We start from the raw sequence: 21835 nt of genomic DNA, 5'->3' as shown, positions 1-21835 counted from the left end.
TGAATTAAACAGTATCTAATTTCTCAAGTTTATACGCATGAATAATCGCTTTCACCATTGAAACATACGTTGCACCATCTTCAGAATATTTTGATAAATGTTTCGCTAAAACCGTTCCGTGCATGTCTTGTTTATTCGCATGAATTTTTGAACGTTCTTCTCGCAGCGTTTGATACGCTATATGAGTGTTGATGTTGCGAATATAATCACCCACCGATGCATACAAAGAATTAAATCGTTTAATTTCGTGAGTATCGCCTCTGCCGTGGCGTTTAATAGGCGCCATTCCGCAACCTGATGAAAAACAGAAACGTCCGAAATAATTATTCACTTGTTTTGCAATTCGTGATTGCCCCCAATCTGATTCGTGAATTGCTTGAGCCAAAATCAACGATTCAGGAAGAACATCAACCCGTCGAATTAATTTATCCCAACTCGTTTTGTCTTTAGAATTAAAATCTTTGATTTTATATTCAACAGCCACTTTTTGTACCCACAATTGATCACGGGTACTCAATTGATGCGATTTTGACCACTTAGCATGCATGGTGAGTAACAGCTCACGCGTTAGTCGAACTTCAGCGTTCGCTTTGCGCACTTCGGGAAGCATTTGTTTGATAAATTGAGATTGTTTACCTGAAACCAAAGGGGCCGAATAAACATTAACACTGCTTACTAAAATTACACACGCAAGCAAAAGATTTGAAAAAAACTTTAACATGGATATTTCTCCGTCAGTTGTGCGCCACAAAACAACATTATCGTTTGTTATGTAGCATCCATCCGCCATGGGTTGCTAAACCTGTTGAAGATCACTCTTCAACACCCATGCGTACGAAAGTTCGCACTGGCAGATTCGATAAGAATCCCAAAACTAACTGAGAGGATCATTATAATAATGAACTCCTCACTTATTTTTAGAACTCATCCTGAAAATTATTTCAGACTCTTTACGACTATCTCACCCACATCCTTTGACAAGGCGGGATGATTAGCGACGGTCTCTAAGCTCGCCTTCATGAGACCTTGAACCTTTATACCAAATTTACGCCATCGAATCAAGGGTTCAATGAGCCTAGCAGCCACTTGGGGATTAAATTTATCTACTTCCATGACAATATTTGCTAAAAATTCATATCCATTCCCGTCAGATGCGTGAAAACACACGGGGTTCAAGCTTGCAAAGGAGCCCACTAATGCGCGTACTTTATTAGGATTTTTCATATCAAATGCACTATGTTTTAGTAACTTATTGACTTGATCTAGGGTGCTATCTAGAGGGGCAATAGCTTGCAATCGGAACCATTTATCAATGACCAAATGATCTCGCTGATAGCGATCAAAAAATGCGGCTAACAACCGATCGCGCTCTTTGCCTTCCACAGCGTTTATCGCCTCTAGAGCGCCTAAACGATCCGTTAAATTATTCGACGCTTCGAAATGTTGAATTGCCACTGAGCAATCCCCCTGTTGCGCCCCTAAGATTAAATAGTGTAACGCCAGATTTCTCATTCGCCGATGCCCCATCGCAGTATGTGAAAAGGTATACTCACCAGGCAATGCATTTTCTGTATAACACTTTTGCCACATCGTTGATAATTTCACAGCTAATTCTTTTTTGATAAATTCGCGCACGTGATGAATAGCAGCAACATCAGCAACTGTCATACATTCAATTAAATAAGAAATGCCGGGCAAAATAAGCATTTCTGCTTTCAATAAATTATCAAGTGAGTCTTCAGAAAGAACAGCACCAACTGCTTCCACAAATTGATCACCTAAAGAGAGCGGTTTATTTTTTTGATAATCATCCACTAATGCAAGAATCGTTCGAATAAAATACTGCTGCCCAGCATCCCATCGATTAAATCCGTCGCTATCATGTCGCATCAGAAATATAAATTCTGAATCCGTGTAAGGATAATTAACTTTTACAGGTGCTGAGAAACTTCGCAGCAAGGAAGGCACTGGCTTTTCTTTTACATTCACAAAATAAAATGTCTGTTCTGATTGCGTAAGATTTAACACACGCTGAGTACCCGCAGCAGAAGATTCATCTGTTAACTGCAAAGCAATATCTTGACCTGAAGCATCTAAAAGCCCGAGTTTAATCGGGATATGAAAAGGTAATTTTTCAGATTGCCCTGGTGTAGGTGGCGTAAATTGTTGAACGCGTAATGTGTAAGTTTGCGAAGACGCATCATAACTATCGCTGAACGTTAATATGGGAGTACCCGCTTGCTCATACCATAATTTAAATTGTGTTAAATCAATTTCCCCCACTTCTGACATCACATTCACAAAATCTTCGGTAGTTACTGCCATGCCATCAAAACGATGAAAATAAGTTTCCATCGCTTTGGTAAATTTTTCTTTTCCTAAAAGAGTTTGTTGCATGCGAATAACTTCAGACCCTTTATTATAAACTGTAACCGTATAAAAATTATTCACCTCGATATAGGAATGAGGTCGTATTGAGTGAGCCATCGGCCCCGCATCTTGAGCAAATTGTGCATTGCGAATTACATTCACATCTTGAATTCGTTTCACATCACCTAAGGTGTGATCTGTCGTAAAACTTTGATCACGGAAAATGGTGAGCCCTTCTTTTAGTGTGATTTGAAACCAGTCTCGAACCGTCACTCGATTGCCCGACCAATTATGAAAATATTCATGTCCAATCACCGATTCAATTAACACATAATCTTCATCCGTGGCAGTATCAGGTTTTGCTAAAATATATTTATCATTAAAAATATTGAGGCCTTTATTTTCCATGGCACCCATATTGAAATCACTGACAGCAACAATCATATAGATATCGAGATCGTATTCACAACCAAATGTTTGTTCATCCCAACGCATTGCATTTTTCAACGACTCCATTGAATAACTTGCCTGATCTAGATTGCCTTTTTCAACATAAAGTCGCAAATCGACTTTTCGACCTGAACGTGTGATAAATTGATCTTGTAATAAATCCAAATCCCCTGCCACTAAAGCAAATAAATACGAAGGTTTTAATGAAGGATCTTCCCATTTCACCCAGTGACGTCCATTACTCAATTCTTTTTCTTCAACTAAATTTCCATTGGAAAGTAAAAGCGGATAACGTTTTTTATCAGCTGAAATCGTTACAGTAAATTTAGTCATGACATCGGGTCTATCGAGAAAATACGTGATCCGGCGAAAACCGTGCGACTCGCATTGTGTACAATAATTATTGCGTGATTTGTACAAACCACTAAGTGCAAAATTTTCATGTGGTTTAATGCGTACAATAGTTTCCAATATAAACTGAATGGGTAAATGATCGACTGTTAAACTTTCCTTATCCACACGATAATTTTCTGATATTATCGGAGTTCCGTCCAATAACAATGTCTCTAAGTCCATCCCCTCACCATTAAGTACTAACGATGAATCTGGACTTTGTGAATTTGGATTCCGCTGCAGATGCATTACGCTATGTACCGCTGTGTGATCCTCATGAAGCTCAAAATGCAAGAAAATGGCATTACATAAGAAATCGGGAACTTGATAGTCTTCCAAATAATGTGTTTGACTCTCAGATGTATTCGTTAAACTCATAGAAATTACCTCCTGTGGCCAGTATACTGAGTGCTTATTGGAAATACTATGGTAGTTAGCTGATTTTCATTAGCTGCAAACCGCGCTATTCGAGCTAAATTTATTGCGTTTTTTAGTAATATATGGTATACTGTCTACAGTATTGATAACTTAACAATGGGGACTAGAAGATGGCCACAGCAAGACAAATAGCAGTTGGAATCGCAATAGCATGCGCAGCATCCGTTACATTGGCAGCTTTGGCGATGGTAGTATGCGGGATATTTTGCCCCCCACTCGTAATTCCGATGGTATCCGCATTTTTTAAGTTTGCAGCCGTATTTTTCGCCATAGTGGCTACAGCAATGTTAAGTTTGGAGCTACTCAAGGTTATTAATTACGCAACAAAAACCACTCCTAACCCTGCCGCTGCACCACCAGCACCTGCCACCTAAAAGATAAGTACCCCCCCCTTATTAGGGCGACCCCATAAACCGCAATATTTATATAGACTTTAGCTATCCAGCTTGATAGCCTTTGGGCTACGAATAGCGTCAGGATAACTCATGGATCGACAGCACCCCAAAGATTTTTCGAGTCATCTTTATTATAAGATACACGTCTTACCCTGGATCATGTTTGCTATTGTAGTCAGTTTTTATTCCTTCGCTTATTTTTTACGCGTCTCCCCCAGCACTATGAAAACTGAGCTAATTCAACACTTCAATATCTCAGCAGGTCAATTTGGTCACCTCGCTGCATTTTTTTACTATGCCTACACACCAATGCAGATTCCCGTTGGCGTTTTACTCGACAAATATGGAGTACGTACTTCTCTGGCGATTGCCTGTTTGATATGTACTCTTGGAGTGTCTGTTTTTATTTCAGCAGAATCTAGTTATATGCTAGCCTGTTTCGGACGCTTTCTAATGGGCCTAGGCGCTGCATTTGGTTACATCAGTGTATTAAAAATCTCCTCTCTTTGGCTACCCACTCGACATTTTGCTCTTGCAGCGGGATTAACTACAACCTTAGCGATGATAACTGCAATTTTCACCGATTATTACCTTGCAAAATGGGTTCACGTTATCGGATATAAAGACGCTCTCAATTCTGTTGTGCTAACAGGAATTATTCTAGCAGTCATCATTTTTTTATTTTTACGAAATCGTCCACGTCCTGAACATGCTCACCGAATTCCACCTTACAGAAGCAGTTTCCCCGAACTTAGAAGTGGATTACGTATTATATTCTCACGGCCTCAAACGTGGTACATCGGCATAGTGGGAGCGCTTATGTATATGCCCGCATCGGTCTTAATGGATCTATGGGGCATTCCTTTTTTCCAAGATGCTTACTCACTCACTCCTGAAAGAGCAGCACAGCTAATGATGATGCCTTTTATCGGTTGGATAATCGGTGCTCCATTTATTGGTTACTATTCAGATAAAATTGGTTTGCGCAGACCGCCTCTCATTATTGCTAATATCGGCGCATTACTCATCATGCTAGTCATCCTTTATTTTCCGTATGTGCCATTTTTCTTTATGAATGTGTCTTTATTTTTACTTGGACTCTTTAGCAGCGGTCAGATTTTAGTTTTTTCACTGATTCGCGAAAAAAATAGTAACAAATTATCGGGCACTTCAACAGGAACCACCAATTTTATGATCATGATGGGGGGAGCCGTATTTCAACCAATAGTCGGTCTTCTTCTCAATTTACACTGGGCTTCTCATCATACTTTAGTGGATGGATTGCAAGCTTTCACAGTAACAGATTATCATTTTGCACTGAGCGTAATTCCGATCGGGCTTGCAATATCAACTTTTTTTGCATTTCTAATTACAGAAACCTACTGCCATGTTCCAGAAGATCATTAATTAGGATCATATATGAGCATTTATACCATAGCATCGATTGTTTTGACTCTAGCGGTAGCAGCAACCTACCTCAATGAACGTTTCATTAAAATGCCTACTACTATTGCAATTATGTCAGCCTCCATTCTTCTTTCATTATTATTAATTGTGTTTGGTCGATATTCCCACTTCGGATTGGGAGAAATAATTACAAAACAAATTTCTCAACTTGATTTTCACGCATTGTTGATCGATGGAATGCTGAGCTTTTTATTATTTGCCGGATCTTTGCACGTAGATCTTGGTACGCTCAAACAACATAAATGGGAAATCGGTGTTCTTGCAATGCTGGGAACCGTAGCCTCTACTTTTCTTGTGGGAATTTTTATTTATTTTATATTACCCCTAATTTCGCTTCATCTAGATTTTATTTATTGCTTGCTCTTTGGCGCATTAATCTCTCCTACCGATCCGATTGCGGTACTCGCAACCTTTAAAGAATTAAATGCCCCCAAACAACTCGATGTTAAAGTTGCAGGAGAATCCCTCTTCAACGATGGTGTTGGCATCGTAATGTTTCTTTCACTATACCAACTCGCTTTTTCTCAAACACCCCTCAGTTGGCAAGACGTGAGCCTTCTTTTTGTTCAGCAAGCCATTGGCGGCATTGCCTACGGATTAGCCTGCGGTGTGATAATTACCAAACTTATTAAAGCTATCGATAATTACAAAGTTGAAATTCTGCTCACCTTAGTGGTCACCTCAGGTGCGTATATTCTTGCCAATACCCTAGGCGTTTCTGGACCCCTTGCGATGGTGGCTGCAGGAATTTATATAGGTAATAGTGGTCGTCACACAGCCATGTCTGAAAAATCGCGCAATAACCTTGATACATTCTGGGAACTCATTGATGAAATTCTGAATGCCGTACTTTTTTTACTCATCGGATTTGAGCTACTCATACTCGAAACTAGCGTTTCAAGCATTATCGCTGCCATAATCGCGATTCCACTTGTTCTTTTTGTGCGTTTTCTCACGGTCGCTGCACCCATGGCACTTTTCAAATTACGAAGAAAATATGCACCTTACACAATCAGTATCTTAGTTTGGGGCGGATTAAGAGGCGGTCTTGCAGTTGCGCTCGCGTTGGCATTACCACAAAGTAAAAATCGCGAACTGATTCTGCTAATGACCTATGCTGTTGTTCTGTTTTCTATTTTGATCCAAGGTATGACCATCAAATCGTTAGTGGAAAAAAGTAAAGCAGCCTAATAGTTAAACGATACTTTCCATAAATTGCTGATGAGCTTCTAGTTCTTCGGCCGTCGCAACAATTACCGGCAAAGAATGCTGACGATCATTTCGAATAATCGGACCAGAATCTGCAACTTGTTGAACAGTATCCGAAGCATCACCGAACATCGTCACTTGTCCGCCCGTCATCGCCAAGTAAACGTGTGCCAATAATTCAGCGTCAAGCAAAGCACCGTGAAGTTGTCGATTAGAATTATTAACATTATAACGTTTACATAAGGCATCTAGACTATTTTTCTGACCAGGATGTAATCGTCTTGCATACGGTAATGTATCGAAAACCCCACTGATTTTTTCAATGGATTGATACTGTGAACCCGACAATTTAAATTCGTGATTGAGAAAACCCACATCGAAAGTTGCATTGTGGATAATTAATTCTGCGCCGCGAATATAATTGATAAAATCATCAATCATATCAACGAAGCGTGGTTTATCTTTTAAAAATTCATTGCTAATTCCATGGACACGCATCGCACCTAAATCAATTTGTCGTTCCGGATTCAGATAGGCATGAAAGTTATTTCCGGTGTAACGACGATTAAGCAATTCTACACAACCGATTTCTATCACACGATGTCCATCACTTGGTGAAAGTCCTGTCGTTTCAGTATCGAGTACGATTTGTCTAGTCATAATGTCCTGCTCAATAATTCATCAATTGCTTCATTGGCTAATTGATCAGCTAAATCATTCTCAGGGTGACCACTATGCCCTTTCACCCAATGCCATCGAATCTGATGTCGCGTCACTTCAACGTCCAATTCTTCCCACAAATCTTGATTTTTTACCGGTTTATTTGCACTATTTCGCCAATTATTTTTTTTCCACTTTGCAAGCCAACTCATAACGCCATCGCGCAAATAATTAGAATCTGTTGTAATTTCAATATCACACGAACGATTTAAACCTCGTAATGCCTGAATGGCTGCTGTTAATTCCATCCTATTATTGGTTGTCATTTTTTCCGAACCTTTAAGGTGTTTCTCTTTATCACCAAAGCGCAACACAGCCCCCCATCCTCCAGGACCTGGATTACCACGACATGCGCCATCTGTGTAGATTAAAACTTTCATGGTGCGAGGATACTTGATTATGTTTAGGGGTCAAGTCTTGAATTAGAAAAGGAAGCATCTCCCGCTTTAAAAATCAACACCCCTGAACAATGGCATTGAGAGACAAAAAACACCCTCAATCCTTAAGCGGCAGATGCTGTGACTCACGTCGATGCGATTCCAACGTGCTGGGTTCAGTTACATGTTCACCCACTCGGACCAAACTTTTTTTAATGCATGTTCGGATAGCGGTAAAAGGCACGACTCTTTTTTTAGCAACAATTAAATGTACCGCTCCCAAATGAGGCCATAACAATTGCCCCATCGGCTCCAAAAACAAAAATCGTTTCAACCAACCTTCATCTGAAATAGGAGGGCGATGAGCCACACTCTTATGGTACACAATTTGAAATCCTGCATGATTCAACCAACGTCTTACTTGGCCAGCACCATGAAATTGTGCACGCTGTAACAGTGCATCATGACGTCGCCAAATTTTGGCTAAACGCCACAAACTCCACGCATTATACCCTAAAATAATGACATGCCCTTCGGGAATCAACACATCATATACTGATTTTAATAGGGCCTGAGGTTTCTGAAGTCGGTCCAAAGTATGCGGCATCACCACAAGATCGATACTATCCGGCAAAAAAGGCATCTCATCAAAATCTGCTTTAACTGAAGACCCATCGAACCCTGGCGCTACTTCATCGGCTAAGCGAATATGATGATTAATTAAACTTGTTTCTAATAAATCAAAGTGTAAAGGCCCACCTAGTTGCAATAGATGATAGCCAAAATAACGAGGCAACAAAGACGCCAAGGCTTTACGCTCAGCTTCTAATAAATAGCGCCCGTGCGGATGATAGATCCAATGATCCATTTTGGGAAATGCGGAGTGCCTTGTCATCCAGTTCCTCAAGAATCTATTTCGATATTATCTAACAGTGTATACTCCATCGCACTAAAAATGTGAAGATGCTTCCTTTGATATATTTGTGAGATAGATCACGATTCTCTCCCATAAAACCCATAATCGTTCAAGGAAAATCTTCTATCACCTTGAACGCAGATGATTTTTCTTAGCAGGGAACTCCTGAAATTCTTTTAGTATAATCGCCCTTGAAATAGTCGAGGTCTCAATAAACTGTTGAAAAGCATTTATAATGATGGCTTTTTAATAAATGATATTATACACTCTGGTCAACACTTGGAGGGTACCATGAAACGTGTTGAATTAGGTTCTCAGGATGTTCTTCTTACTAAAGGTGCAGCTTTTAACGCTGCTGAATTGGGAGATCAACTTGGAAAGATTCCAGGAACTGTAGGTCAGAAAGACCAGGATGCATTCGATGCACTTGATCACTGCAGTGATTCAAGTGGATCAAATTCTCCTGTTGATTATTCACCACCACAAAGCCCTACGAAACACAAAACTCATAATCCAACACCACCTCAACCTAAAATTGGCTATCACAACGATTTATTATTACTTCGATCCAAGTTAACTGTACTCAGCCGTCAACATTACGAATCTTTTTGGGCAGACAATGGCCCTATGTATAAAGCACTTCATAATCAATTTCGCTCTAAAGAATTAATTGAGAATTTACCGTCTGATCTAATATCAAGTCATTACCCTTTTATAGACGAATCCTCTGAAAAGATGGAAGAATTTCGCAACGGGAAAATCGATGATTTTGCATTATTCAACTGCGCTTACGGACTAAATAACTCCTTTAATAATAGTGTAAACGCTGTGGATTCTGGTTACCAACTCTATAATCAAATAATCGAAGCCTCTTGTAACAGCCTCCTGAATTCTTCTAACTTATTTGAAAATCAGTACGCTGAATTCCATCGCAGGAATGCATTATTCAGATTAACGAATGAGTTAACCACCTATAATAAAACCCTATTTAGAGAGAGCGAAGCCCAACATCTGCCCTCCTTCCCAAAAGATTGGAATTTCCCACCTTCAGATCACGGTGATACTTTTGATTCATACCATTCTGTCGCTGATCTCTATATCGTATTGGAAAATATTATATCTCCGCTTACCATACTGAAAACCCACTTGAATTATCAAGGTATTATTAATTCAGTATCAACTCTCCATGAACAATCACATGACCAAATTTACCAATATCTTCTTTTTAGCTCACATTATAAAAGAGCGCAGATTCTCAATATTATAAAACCTCTCGTTGATATGAGCTGTTCGTTAAAAAGATTATCTCCTGCAAAACAAACTCTACGAAAACATATCGAACAATTTGCAAAAGGTCAGATAAACGAAACCGCTTTCAAGGCTAGTTTAAACAAATTATCTGCTGATCATAACTGGAAACAGCTCGATGATAAAATTCTTGAGATTAACAATGTGCAAGACAACCAACAACTCTTAGCAGCGTTTTTGGAAATTAATGTTCCTGAAGATGGTCTAAGTTACGAAAGTTTTATTTCTAAAGTTGCAGAAAAGTCCAATAATAATACCGATTTACCTTTATATAAAAAAGAATTAGCGAAACACGTTACATGTTTTGCTAAAGGAGAGTTAAGTTTTGTTCAATTCCAAGGTCAACTAAAAATACTGTCTTTAAATTTTAGGCCTAATAGCTTTTGGGCTCGCCTCGGAAATTATTTAGGAGCAATCTTCACACTTAACTTTTCCCGAGTTGGAACACTATGGCAGCAATATGGCGACATCAATCATATAAACAAAGTGATTCGTCACAGTTATAAAGAAACTGCCAGCAATCGAGATTCTCAGATAGCCACATTAAGTGTCAGCAATGACGTACTCCCGGTAAAGGAAACTGATATTAGAAATCAAGATGCAACCAAAGCCACAGCCATCTTATGGTTAAATGAACAACAAAAAGAGCGCTGCGAATCTATTAGCCGAGCATGCGTTCCAGCTCTAACTCCAGACACCAAAAATACTAATCCGCATTATGCAAGTGCTCTTTCGAAACTACATTTTATTGCGAGTCAAAAATCATCTTTAGAGAGAGAGACAAGGAAATTAAGTGAACAAGTCACAACAACGATTAATGAGAATCAACAAATAAAATCCAGTCCTACAAAAACACAGAATGGATCTACAAGATCTCAACAAATACAAAAATCACTTGTAAGCGCAATCACTCTAGGATTAGGCGTTCAACGCAAAGCTCAAGTATACTCTTATGTTGCTGAAACGCTGGCTCACGAACCCAAAACATTGTCTGCTGTGGGGTAAACGTGAAGCTCAATAAAGGTCCCTTGCCTTCTTTCACTGAAGAAGAAATTAAGGCTATCACTCAAACTTTAATTGATTCTTATAAAGATCCACGAGTCCATTTATTCGACACCCTCGTGTCAAGAACACTTGCGATAAAAGAATTCAGAAACAAATTACAATCAGAAAAAGACACTATTTCAAAACAGGAAATTTTAATTTTCTGTTTTGAACAGTTTCAACTGAGTGCCAGCGTATTCGGACAAGTTTTTAATTACCATAATCGAGGTTCTGGTCATGCGATTTGCACTGAAATTTTCAAAAGAACAAAGCAATTATTCAATCAAGTTTTTCATAAGCAAGTTATTGTAGACTCTACAGGAAAACATGACACAATAATGGGGCTAGTGTTGAGAAAGTTTCCTATAGAACAGTCTCAATTGTTTGGCCATATTAAAGACCTACACAAAAAGTGCAAAACAGAGCATCGACATAAAGACGTCGGTCTCTATGAGCTATTTAGCAAGTATGCGATACAAGTTGAAAGATTGGCTGATATTTACGCTAATCTTGTTGAGCCAAAATTCACACCTTCGTACTCTCAAGCTACTAGTGTGCAACGTTCTGAGCAAAGCACATACTCTCTATTCCACCAGGCGCTCACTTATTTACCTTCAGTAAGACGAATAGTTTCGGTCGATAATACTTCGACTGAAACAGCTGTCGAATCATTAGATCGAAACAACACTACTGAAATCGAAACAATTCGTTGCTAATCTAAAAAACCGCTGATAGAATACGACGTTTCTGTAAATGAATGTGTATACAATGATGTATACCTGTGAAACGATATGAGTGCTTTGGTGCTTATGTCGAGATTTTTAAACCGTGAAAAGGGGATAATATATGTTAAAGAGAGGTCTAATTGCAATTAGCGCATTGATCTTCGCTCTTAGCCTCGCTGGCTGTGGCGAACGTGAACAAGTTAAGGAAGAATCTGAAGAAGTGACTACTACTACTTCTACACCAGCTAGTGACGCGAACTCTGGCAAAGTGACAGAAGAGAAGAAAGTTACTGAAGAGAAGAAAGAAGCTCCAGCTGCTGCAGCTCCGTCTACTGAGACTCCTGCAACACCAGAAGCTCCAAAAGCTGAAGAACCTAAGCCAGCAGAACCTGCTCCAGCTGCTTCAACTAACTAATTTAGTTAGTTTAGCTGCAAGATTACCCGCTCACGACACAGTCATGAGCGGGTTTTTTTTATCCTATGAAAGGTTTGAAGGGGACAAATCTCTAATTGCCACTTTCTATACTCAATCTATAAGACTACTTCTTTAACCTTATAAGAAAGTAGCAATTAGAGATTTGACCCCTGATGCTTGACACCTTTTCTCACAGCTCCCCCTCTACCCTTCTATGCCAAATTGTTTCACTCGGCCGATCTTCTAATTCAATGCCTTTTTGATGAAGTTGCTCTCTAATCGCATCAGCCTGTGCCCATTCTTTATTCAGTCGAGCTTGCGTTCTCTCCGCAATAAGCGCTTCAATTTCCTGACGTTCTTCTCTAGAAACACCGGCTTGCAAAAAGGCAAGTGCATCACGCTGCAAAATTCCCAACACCCCACCTAGCCGTTTGACTAGAGTCGCAATACTTGCAGCAGCTTCTCGACGATTTTGCTTTTTGAGTCGATTGACTTCACGAGCCATATCAAACAAAACGGCAATCGCTTCCGGAGTATTAAAATCATCATTCATGGAGTTTACAAAACGATGCTCATAATCCGTTTCAACAGGTTCGGGGGCATTAGGCATTTCACGTAAACATAAATAAAATCGTCTCAAGGCCATTTCTGCACTGGCTAAATTTTCATTGGAATAACTAATAGGACTTCGATAATGGCTGGCCAACATAAAATAGCGAATCACTTCGGGGTCAACCGTTTTCAACACATCACGAATCGTAAAAAAATTCCCCACTGATTTAGCCATTTTTTCTTGATTAACTTGAACAAATCCAACATGCATCCAAGTGTTCACCATCTTACATCCGTTGGCGCCTTCGGATTGTGCGATTTCATTTTGATGATGAGGAAACACCAGATCTAAACCGCCCCCATGCAAATCAAACTGTTTGCCCAATGTTTCAGTGGACATCGCTGAACATTCAATATGCCAACCCGGTCGCCCTTCACCCCACGGTGATGGCCAATGGGGCTCGTTCGGTTTTGCTAGTTTCCACAGAACAAAATCCAAAGGTTCACGCTTAACTTCAGTAACATCCACACGATGCCCAGCTTGTAACTTTTCCATGTCTTGATGAGCCAATTCTCCGTAATGCGTGAATTTATTCACGGAATAATACACATCACCATTCTCAGCAACATACGCATAATCTTGTTCAATTAATGCTTGTATCATATTGATAATACTGGGAATATGCTGAGTTGCTTTAGGTTCCAGATCAGGCGATAAAACGCCTAAGGCTGCTTCATCTTCATGCATCGCAATAATGTTACGTTCGGTTAAAGATTCTATAGATTCATTATTTTCATTGGCTCGTTGAATAATTTTATCATCGATATCCGTGATATTTCTGACGTAAGTAACGTCAAAACCCGCATATCGTAAATAACGAGATACCATGTCAAAAACCACGAATATCCGGCCGTGGCCAATATGACAAAAATCATAGACTGTCATCCCACAGACATACATCCCGACTTTACCTGGAATCAGGGGTACAAATTCCTCTTTTTGCTGGGTCAAACTATTGTAGATTCTAAGCATCCTTCACCTTTTATCACTGCCATAAAAAGCTAAGAATACCAGCACTATGTGGCCAAGTCTAAGATTGCTACTTTCTTAGAGTGACGATTTTGGATATGCCATAGGATGTACCACCCACTCAGGTTTCCATTTAACCTCTTCCGCTCAGTGGGCCATCCATGGCCCATCCCGCTATCATCCTGATACCTATTCGCTCCAGAGGTTAAATGGAAACCTGAGTGGGTGCTTTACCACTTCGTTCTTGCGCACCCCTATCAACCTCGATAGCCAAGGCGTAGCGATGATGTAAAGCCAAAAAAAAGCCAGGATTAACCTGGCTTCTTTAGATCAGAACAGAGCTTAGTCTTGAGCAACCATATAAAATTGATCTTCCAATGGTAGTTCTTGAGCTGCTTTGTGTGACAGATTTCGGCCATGCGCAAAGAAACCTACACCGAAAGCTAAAGCAGTTACACCGCCACTCACCATTCCAGCGCCAGCGTTTACCCCGATAACACCAGCAGGTGCTAATACAACTGTGGTAATTGCACCTAAGCTTACAGCCGTTGCTAATGCACCCAATAATGCAGTGATAGCACCGAGTACGATACCTGCAAGTCCTATAGCTTTATTAGCAAACGCTGAATCCATAAAATTTCCGTGATTAACAGGTTGAGCAGCTGGTACATTAGCATCAAGATCGATTTCTTCCACTTGAGGCTGTTGAGCCTGTAAAGCAGCAATGTATTTAGCCATAAAGTCTGCACAGCCATTTAAGTGATTTTCAAGCTCTGCACTTTTTTCAGCATCGGCAGATAACTCTTCTACTGAATTGTTTAGTAAGGCAATTTTTACGTTACTAAACCAAACTGTCGCTAGTTTAGCGTGGTCCTTCAAAGATTCTATGCTTTCACTCGAGACACGAATTGCATCTTCTAAAAATTCCTGACATTGATAGAAAGCTTTTATTGCTGCTTCCAGTTTTATCTTTTCATCCGATGCGATCACCACCATAGGCTTCTCAGCAGTACCATCTTCCATTACTACAGGAGTAGGATAAAGACCTAAGGGAGTGTCCATTAGTACAGATTTTTTCTGGCGCATACTTACATACCTCAAGATTAATTAATAGTTCGCATATTGTACGCTAATAAATTATAAATGTCAAGTATATTATATTAATACGGGTAATAAATTCATGCTTTTATATTAAAATACGCCAGAATACCAGTAAACCAAGCCTTTAAGCCCAATATAGAAGTGGTAAAACGCTCAAAATATGAGCGTTTCTCTCGATTAACAGATTAATTAAACGAGGTCTTTGTAGGGTAGCGCAAATGATGAAGCCATAAATTGATCGAGCTTAATATCTTCTTGATAAACAAAGCCTTGATAGCACTTTTTATTGCTTAACACGAGGTCTATCACGGTCGCAGCGCTGCTGGCCGTAGCGACTTGAATGGCCGAATGACGCTTATCAAACAGGGTTTTGGGATAGATCTTTTTCAGGGTATTCTCTTCAAAGAACTCCCCTTCTCGCATGCCCGACACTGATACATAGATGATCATCACATCACTATCTGTCTTGGGCAGGGCTCGTAACAGGATCTTCTTAAGGACTTCCCGGTCATCGTTCAATTTGAGGTCTTGCATCAAAAACTTCATCCGGTCAGCATGCCCGGGGTACCGCATGCTTTTATAATTGAGGGAACTGACCTTGCCCTCATAACGGTCGTGCAGCCCACCAATCCCACCAGACGTGTTAAATGCCTCATACATGACTCCATCCAGCTCAACCACTTCTAAGTCTTCCAATGGCTGTAAATAGGTCTTTTTTCCATCGACGAGGGCTGGACACATGTTCCCGTATTCATTGATCAACCCATCAATAGACCAGGCCAGAGCATAATGAAGACTATTGGTGGCATGTTGCGGCAAACAGCCCGCGCGCAATTTCACACTATCTAAGCTTTCAAAATTTTGCATCAGGTGATGGGCTAAGATATTGATATAACCTGGCGCAACCCCACAGCGTGATACGAACGCCTGAGACTTCCCTTGAGCCAATTCTTGTACAGCCGAGACTGTTTTAACGTCTTCGGTTAAGTCAAAATAATGACAATTACAAATAGCAGCCAGTTGAGCGATAGAGAAATTACAATAATAAGGCAGACAAGCAACTAAAGCTTCTATAGCGTTGTTTTTGATATAGGCCTCGAGATCAGCACTCGGCACCACATTCATTGCGATCGTCGTCAAATTAGGCAAAGCCGAAAGCTTGGAAAAATGATCCGGATTACTGTCAACCAAGTGAACTTTGTAACCCCCTGCTGCTAATAGCTGGGCTAACAAAGAACCGATTTGACCGGCACCTGCCACTAAAATATTCATACTTGCATCCTTGCTAGGGTAAGGGGTCAGATTATTTAGTATAGATCGAGTTCAGCATGGCAGCCAATCGATATCCTGCTAACGCCAGCCGCTGCTCCATAATGAAAACGCCTTTATCATGGTAATCCTTGGTTGGTGTCGATTTTTCTGGAATTTGATAAACATACGACTCCGCTATCGCTCGGCCTTCATACGCCCACTCAATAGGCAACCTATCACGTGCTGGAATTTGCTCCTGAGGGTATCGCTCCTCAATTTCCTCAGCATACTGCCAAATTCGCACACCTGTAGTGACTTGCCGGCGCTGAAATGGCGTAAATTTCCCAAGCCCACGATCCCAATACGCATGTAAATTATCTGCCACTTTACTGCGAATCAAGTAGCTATGCCCACCGTGATCCCCTCTAGGATGAGAGACGCTGTATCGATTGATTGCATGCAAAGGCTGGTGTATATCTCCCACGACATGAATCAACAACTTCAAACACGTTTGTTGATCCTCGAGACTGGCCGCTGCGTTTCGCAGTACAACTTGGCAGTGATTAATGCCATAAACAGCATTGATTGGATGGGGTGGATGCGTTTTAACGACATGATCTGATATTGGCAGATTAATGTAATGCCATAATCTAAATCGATTGTCCCCCCGATCGCGCGACCAGTCTGCCCAGGTTGACCAATAAACGAATCGACTACGCCCTGAATACTGTTTCTCAGGAACAAAAGTTAATTGATCAACCGCTTTTTTTGCCTCAGGTGTTAGATGATCATACGCAATATTAGCCACAATTTTATGACCAACAGCGCTCCATCCAAAAATTGCACTCGGCAATAACAATAGACAGGCAATGAAGGTATATTTAATTTTTTTTATCCACATAGATCACTCCTTAACCCTCTACAACTTTCGCAATAATATCTTTTCTACAACATGATCATGGCCTTTATGTAGAATTAAATTGGCCCGATTTTTATAGGGCAACACATTCTCAAAAAGATTTTTAGCATTGATCGACACCCAAATAGTATGCGCAAATTCTTGTGCTTCCGCGTCCGACATCCTCGAAAATTGATTCATAAAAAGTTTATTATTATCATATGCTTGCGATCTAAAGCTCATAAATCGCTCCACAAACCACGCCTCAATAACCTGTGGATCTGCATCGACATAAATACTAAAATCAAAATAATCTGATACATATACTCGTGACGATACTCGAGGATTTGAGCCCCCCACTTGCAAGACATTTAAACCTTCAACAATGACAATATCAGGCGAATGAATGGTCTCAAACTGATCAGGAATAATGTCATAATACTCATGAGAATAAATGGGGATTTGTAAATCGGTTTTTCCCCCTTTAATATCCGATAACAATTCGATTAATTTTTGGACATCATAACTCTCAGGAAAACCTTTGCGATCTGCCAAACCACGACGCGCCAGTTCATTATTGGAAAATAAAAATCCATCCGTTGTGACAATATCAACTTCTCGATGCGCAGGCCATCGAGATAATAAAGATTTCAATAATCGAGAAATCGTACTTTTTCCTACTGCCACACTACCAGCGACACCAATGATATACGGGACTCTAGCAACAGAAGTCCCTAAAAATCTGCTAGTTACACGATAAAGCTCTTGTGTTTCCTCAACATACAAATTGAGTAAACGAGCAATCGGTAAATAAACCTCCTCAACTTCCACTAATGAAATGGATTCATTATGACCACGCAGCCGAGCTAATTCACTTTCTGTCAAAGTCAGAGGTGTATCTTGTCGAAACTGACGCCAATTTGCGCGGCTGAATTCTAAGAAGGGTGTATGGTTGACCATTTCACATTCTATCAGTTACAGTAGAAGGCTAATCGTAGGGAGTTGTAAATCACAAAGCAAGACTCACATGAACTTATTTCAGCGCATATTTAATTTTGGGCGCATGTTAGGCCCTGGCATGCTCTTCGCTGTTGCAGCGATGGGTGCTTCGCATTTAATTCAATCTACACGTGCCGGAGCAACCTACGGTTTTATCATGATTTTTGCCGTGTTATTGATCACAATCATAAAATACCCCTTTTTTGAATATTCACAACGTCTCACAGTCATCACCAATAAAACGTTATTACAAGGCTATGCCCACCTCGGTCGTTGGATTTTGTTTGGATATATCGCGATTACAATATGTGTGTCGTTTATTACTGTCGCCACAGTGAGTTTTATCGCGGCTAACATTTTCGCGTATATGATTGGAGCCACAATCTCTCCCTTGGTTTTCACCATTGCCATTATCAGTATTTGCGCTTCGATCGTGTTTATTGGACACTACCTTTGGCTGGAAAGAACTGTCAAATTAATTCTAATCATACTCGCATTATCTACAATTACCGTTGTGGTTTTGGCCTTCCCCCACAACGTAGAACGCGTTGCCACTACTCCACGGCCTGATTTATGGAATTTAGCAGGCTTGAGTTTCATGTTAGCGTTGATGGGTTGGATCCCAGCTCCATTAGAAGTGTCAGTCTGGGTTTCATTATGGACTAAACGACGCTATCGCGTAAGTGCTCATACACCCACACCTAAAGAAGCCATGCTCGATTTTAATATCGGATACATTTTAAACGGGGTGCTTGCCATATTTTTTGTCGCTTTAGGAACTTTGGTGATGTTTGGCAGCGGCGAAAACTTTTCAGATTCCGGTGTAAGATTCACAGAACAATTAGTAACGCTGTATAGCAGTCATATTGGGTTGTGGAGTGAACCTATATTAGAAATTGCGATGCTCACTACCATGTTTAGCACAACCATCGTTTGCTTAGATGCTTATCCTCGCGCAATATCCACAGCGACCTACTTGGCTTTTCCCACAATGAAAAAATATTACCCGCTATTGTATTGGTACAGTGTGCTCATATTATTTTTTGGATGCATCATCTTATCAGGCTATTTTGTTAAAAATATGACTCGTCTTTTGGATTTTGCAACCACGCTCGCGTTTTTAGTTGCACCTATCTATGCACTATTAAATTATAAAGTCATCACCAATTCAGACATTATTCCCAAAGAACATCAGCCCAATCGATCATTATTAATCCTCGGACGATTTGGAATCGTTTTTTTGATAGGTGTAAGTTTATTGTATTTAACTTGGCATCTAGGCTGGATACTGCATGAATGATGCTCCTAGATTCTGCTGTTGGGATCGTAGCGAGAGATCCTCAGGTACACAATCTAGGATATTTGCAAGCACAACCGTGAGAACTTTATGAATCACCTTGATATTATAGAACCAGATTGGCCTGCGCCTCCCTCAATCATTGCACTGACTACAACGCGTCTGGGCGGTGTTAGCGAAGGGCCCTACGCAAGTTTCAACCTCGGACACCATGTGGGTGATAATCCGGATCACGTTAATCAAAATCGCGATCGATTACTGAAAGCAGTCAATTTACACCATGAGCCCATCTGGCTAAATCAAACTCATAGCAATATTATCATCAACCTCGACAATCACGACTTGACAAAAATGGTGGCAAATCCCCCTACTGCCGATGGATGTTATACTGTTAAAACCCAACAAATTTGTGCTGTACTCACCGCCGATTGTTTACCCGTATTACTCTGCAATCGTGCAGGTACGGAAGTTGCTGCAGTTCATGCCGGTTGGCGTGGTTGTTTATCTGGCATATTGTCGGAAGCCATAAAAAATTTCCGATCTCCACCCTCAGATATCATAGCGTGGTTGGGACCAGCCATTGGACCTGAGGCTTTTGAAGTCGGCCCCGAAGTGTTCGAGGCCTTCACGTCTCATGAACCAAAAAACACCCCTGCATTCATTCCTCAAACCAATAGCAAATATTTGGCAAATCTCTACCTACTCGCGACCTTATCGTTGAATCGAGACGGGGTCACAGCGGTTTACGGTGGGGATTATTGCACTTTCACCGATGATAAAATGTTCTTTTCCTATCGCAAAGCCGGTGGATATACTGGTAGAATGGCCTCTATAATTTTTATTGCAGATTAAGCGGAGAGAAGCGTCAATGAAAAACAGAGTTCAATATTTACTCATCATAACAACTTTATTTATTAACCTCACAGTTACAGCGACTCCTAAAGTCACAACACCAGCTCCAAATTACTCACCCACGATGGCCTCTATGTTAGAAAAAGTAATGCCCGTGGTTGTGAATATCACGGTACGTGGCTCCATCGCTGTTGTGCCTTCCTCCCCACAAGCTCAACAAAACCACCAAGGTCAACCTTCTAACCCTGATGATTTAGATCTAATGCCCTCTCGAAAATTTGAAAGTGCAGGATCAGGCGTAATCGTGGATTCACAAAACGGCTACATTGTCACCAATGCCCACGTCATTCGAAACAGCACCGTTCTGATTGTCACGATGAATGATGGCCGAAAACTAAAAGCAGAGATTGTTGGAATTGACCCCCCTACTGACCTAGCTGTGATTCAAGTCAAAGATAAATACCTCAAATCCATCCCTTTAGCAGATTCATCCAAACTTTCTGCCGGTGATTTCGTCGCAGCTATCGGAAATCCTTTCGGTCTTCAGCAAACCGTTACTTCGGGTGTCATCAGTGCGCTAAATCGCAGCATTGGAATTGAAGGTCCTGGAGGTTATGAAAATTTCATTCAAACCGATGCTTCCATTAATCCAGGAAATTCGGGTGGTGCTTTAGTGAACATGAAAGGTGAATTAGTTGGAATTAATACAGCCATCTTAGGACCACAAGGCACGAGTGTGGGAATTGGATTTTCAATCCCCAGTAATATGGTTAAAAGCGTCATGGATCAGCTAATCAAATACCATAAAGTCAATCGAGGAATTGTAGGCGTGATGGTCCAATCGCTCACACCAGCGCTTGCAGATGCATTGGATATGCCCAATTCTTCTGGAGCCTTAGTCACTCAAGTAAATAAAGGTTCTGCGGCTGAAAGAGGTGGATTAAAAGAACAAGATGTCATCATCAAAATTGACAATGAAGCGATTCGAAATGCAGATCATTTGCGCAGTATTATCGGTACTGCCAAAGTCGATGACACATTAAAACTGACAGTGCAACGCAAAAAATCAACGTTGAATTTATCCGTCGGCATCGACACCGTTGAAAAAGCTATTAAAACCATGGAAAAAGAAAACTCATTACTGATGGGAGTTCGATTAAATAATATTCATCAAGTCGATACACAAAACGAAGAGCTTCAAGGTGTTCTTGTTTTAGAAGTGAACGACACTTCCAACGCCTTCCTAGCCGGCTTACGCCCAGGCGACATAATCCTCAAAGCTAACGGCGAAAAAACTCTTGAAATCAAGGATGTGGCGAATCTTATTCGAACAAAACCTAAGAAACTACTTCTCAGTATTCGACGTGGTCTTGCCAATATTTATGTCGTCATTACTTAGGCACCTTAATTTACAGAATGCCCAAAGTCGGCGTGAGAATCCGACTGTCTTTCCGCCGGAAAATCGAAAACATTAAGAACATATTTGGAGTTGGACTGAGCAAGACAACCTTTTCGAGAGCACCGCCGTACGGATAAACTGTTTAGAGCTTCCAAAGTCGGCGTTACAATCCGACTGTCTTTCCGGGAATGGCTCGCTCGGGTCCCCCTCGCTGCGCTTTATTTCCCTC

General features: G+C 40.7%; 19 protein-coding genes. 9 read left to right on the top strand and 10 right to left on the bottom strand.

Features of this window, described 5'->3' with window-relative positions; all coding sequences use genetic code 11:
• Window positions 1-4: 4 nt before the first annotated feature.
• Window positions 5-721: a glucosaminidase domain-containing protein gene (locus tag K2X50_05750; protein MBX9586744.1), complete on the bottom strand. Its 717-nt coding sequence runs from the start codon at window positions 719-721 to the stop codon at window positions 5-7.
• A gap of 215 nt (window positions 722-936) precedes the next feature.
• The gene (gene pepN, locus K2X50_05745; GenBank protein MBX9586743.1) at window positions 937-3591 is read right to left on the bottom strand and encodes an aminopeptidase N; all 2655 of its coding nucleotides are present in this window, start codon (window positions 3589-3591) and stop codon (window positions 937-939) included.
• A gap of 170 nt (window positions 3592-3761) precedes the next feature.
• On the opposite strand from pepN, the gene K2X50_05740 reads away from it, so the two are divergent.
• The 3 genes from K2X50_05740 (at window position 3762) to K2X50_05730 (ending at window position 6704) form a co-directional block, all read left to right on the top strand.
• Entirely contained in the window at window positions 3762-4025 is a 264-nt protein-coding gene (locus K2X50_05740; GenBank protein ID MBX9586742.1) for a hypothetical protein, read from the top strand.
• Between the two features lie 111 nt (window positions 4026-4136).
• A complete protein-coding gene (locus tag K2X50_05735; protein ID MBX9586741.1) occupies window positions 4137-5453 on the top strand; it encodes an MFS transporter in 1317 nt (438 codons plus the stop codon).
• Between the two features lie 12 nt (window positions 5454-5465).
• A complete protein-coding gene (locus K2X50_05730) occupies window positions 5466-6704 on the top strand; it encodes a sodium:proton antiporter (protein ID MBX9586740.1) in 1239 nt (412 codons plus the stop codon).
• A 3-nt stretch (window positions 6705-6707) separates the two neighbouring features.
• Here the strand turns inward: K2X50_05730 and dnaQ are convergent, their stop codons facing one another.
• From dnaQ to K2X50_05715, 3 genes are all read right to left on the bottom strand, one after another.
• Window positions 6708-7382 (bottom strand): DNA polymerase III subunit epsilon, encoded by a 675-nt coding sequence (gene dnaQ / locus K2X50_05725; GenBank protein ID MBX9586739.1) that lies wholly within the window; start codon window positions 7380-7382, stop codon window positions 6708-6710.
• A complete protein-coding gene (gene rnhA, locus K2X50_05720; GenBank protein ID MBX9586738.1) occupies window positions 7379-7822 on the bottom strand; it encodes a ribonuclease HI in 444 nt (147 codons plus the stop codon). Before rnhA ends, dnaQ begins: the two co-directional genes overlap by 4 nt.
• A gap of 115 nt (window positions 7823-7937) precedes the next feature.
• The gene (locus tag K2X50_05715; GenBank protein MBX9586737.1) at window positions 7938-8714 is read right to left on the bottom strand and encodes a class I SAM-dependent methyltransferase; all 777 of its coding nucleotides are present in this window, start codon (window positions 8712-8714) and stop codon (window positions 7938-7940) included.
• Between the two features lie 312 nt (window positions 8715-9026).
• On the opposite strand from K2X50_05715, the gene K2X50_05710 reads away from it, so the two are divergent.
• The 3 genes from K2X50_05710 to K2X50_05700 all read left to right on the top strand — a co-directional run bounded on the left by K2X50_05710 (window position 9027) and on the right by K2X50_05700 (window position 12227).
• Window positions 9027-11048, top strand: coding sequence for a hypothetical protein (locus K2X50_05710; protein ID MBX9586736.1), 2022 nt, complete (start codon window positions 9027-9029; stop codon window positions 11046-11048).
• Window positions 11049-11050: 2 nt separating this feature from the next.
• Window positions 11051-11803 (top strand): hypothetical protein, encoded by a 753-nt coding sequence (locus K2X50_05705; protein ID MBX9586735.1) that lies wholly within the window; start codon window positions 11051-11053, stop codon window positions 11801-11803.
• 130 nt (window positions 11804-11933) lie between these two features.
• Entirely contained in the window at window positions 11934-12227 is a 294-nt protein-coding gene (locus K2X50_05700) for a hypothetical protein (protein ID MBX9586734.1), read from the top strand.
• 190 nt (window positions 12228-12417) lie between these two features.
• On the opposite strand, the gene cysS is transcribed toward K2X50_05700, so the two are convergent.
• From cysS to coaA, 5 genes are all read right to left on the bottom strand, one after another.
• Window positions 12418-13812, bottom strand: coding sequence for a cysteine--tRNA ligase (gene cysS, locus K2X50_05695; protein ID MBX9586733.1), 1395 nt, complete (start codon window positions 13810-13812; stop codon window positions 12418-12420).
• A 339-nt stretch (window positions 13813-14151) separates the two neighbouring features.
• Window positions 14152-14895, bottom strand: a complete 744-nt coding sequence (locus K2X50_05690) for a hypothetical protein (GenBank protein ID MBX9586732.1) — start codon at window positions 14893-14895, stop codon at window positions 14152-14154.
• A 204-nt stretch (window positions 14896-15099) separates the two neighbouring features.
• Window positions 15100-16182 carry a saccharopine dehydrogenase NADP-binding domain-containing protein gene (locus tag K2X50_05685; protein MBX9586731.1) on the bottom strand — a complete coding sequence of 361 codons (1083 nt, stop codon included), beginning with the start codon at window positions 16180-16182 and terminating at the stop codon, window positions 15100-15102.
• Window positions 16183-16213: 31 nt separating this feature from the next.
• Complete coding sequence (locus tag K2X50_05680; protein MBX9586730.1) at window positions 16214-17062, bottom strand: S1/P1 nuclease; 849 nt, start codon at window positions 17060-17062, stop codon at window positions 16214-16216.
• A gap of 18 nt (window positions 17063-17080) precedes the next feature.
• Complete coding sequence (gene coaA, locus K2X50_05675; GenBank protein MBX9586729.1) at window positions 17081-18019, bottom strand: type I pantothenate kinase; 939 nt, start codon at window positions 18017-18019, stop codon at window positions 17081-17083.
• A 67-nt stretch (window positions 18020-18086) separates the two neighbouring features.
• Between coaA and K2X50_05670 the strand changes: the two genes are divergently transcribed.
• From K2X50_05670 to K2X50_05660, 3 genes are all read left to right on the top strand, one after another.
• Window positions 18087-19358 (top strand): divalent metal cation transporter, encoded by a 1272-nt coding sequence (locus tag K2X50_05670; protein ID MBX9586728.1) that lies wholly within the window; start codon window positions 18087-18089, stop codon window positions 19356-19358.
• A gap of 87 nt (window positions 19359-19445) precedes the next feature.
• On the top strand, window positions 19446-20207 hold the full coding sequence (pgeF, locus tag K2X50_05665; protein ID MBX9586727.1) for a peptidoglycan editing factor PgeF: 762 nt from the start codon (window positions 19446-19448) through the stop codon (window positions 20205-20207).
• A gap of 16 nt (window positions 20208-20223) precedes the next feature.
• Window positions 20224-21606 (top strand): Do family serine endopeptidase, encoded by a 1383-nt coding sequence (locus K2X50_05660; protein ID MBX9586726.1) that lies wholly within the window; start codon window positions 20224-20226, stop codon window positions 21604-21606.
• The last annotated feature ends 229 nt before the right edge of the window (window positions 21607-21835 follow it).

It is taken from the genome of Gammaproteobacteria bacterium (assembly GCA_019748175.1).
In the GTDB taxonomy this organism is placed as follows: Bacteria; Pseudomonadota; Gammaproteobacteria; order JAIEPX01; family JAIEPX01; genus JAIEPX01.
Note: the sequence above shows the minus strand (reverse complement) of the source record. Positions and strands in the feature narration are given on the sequence as shown.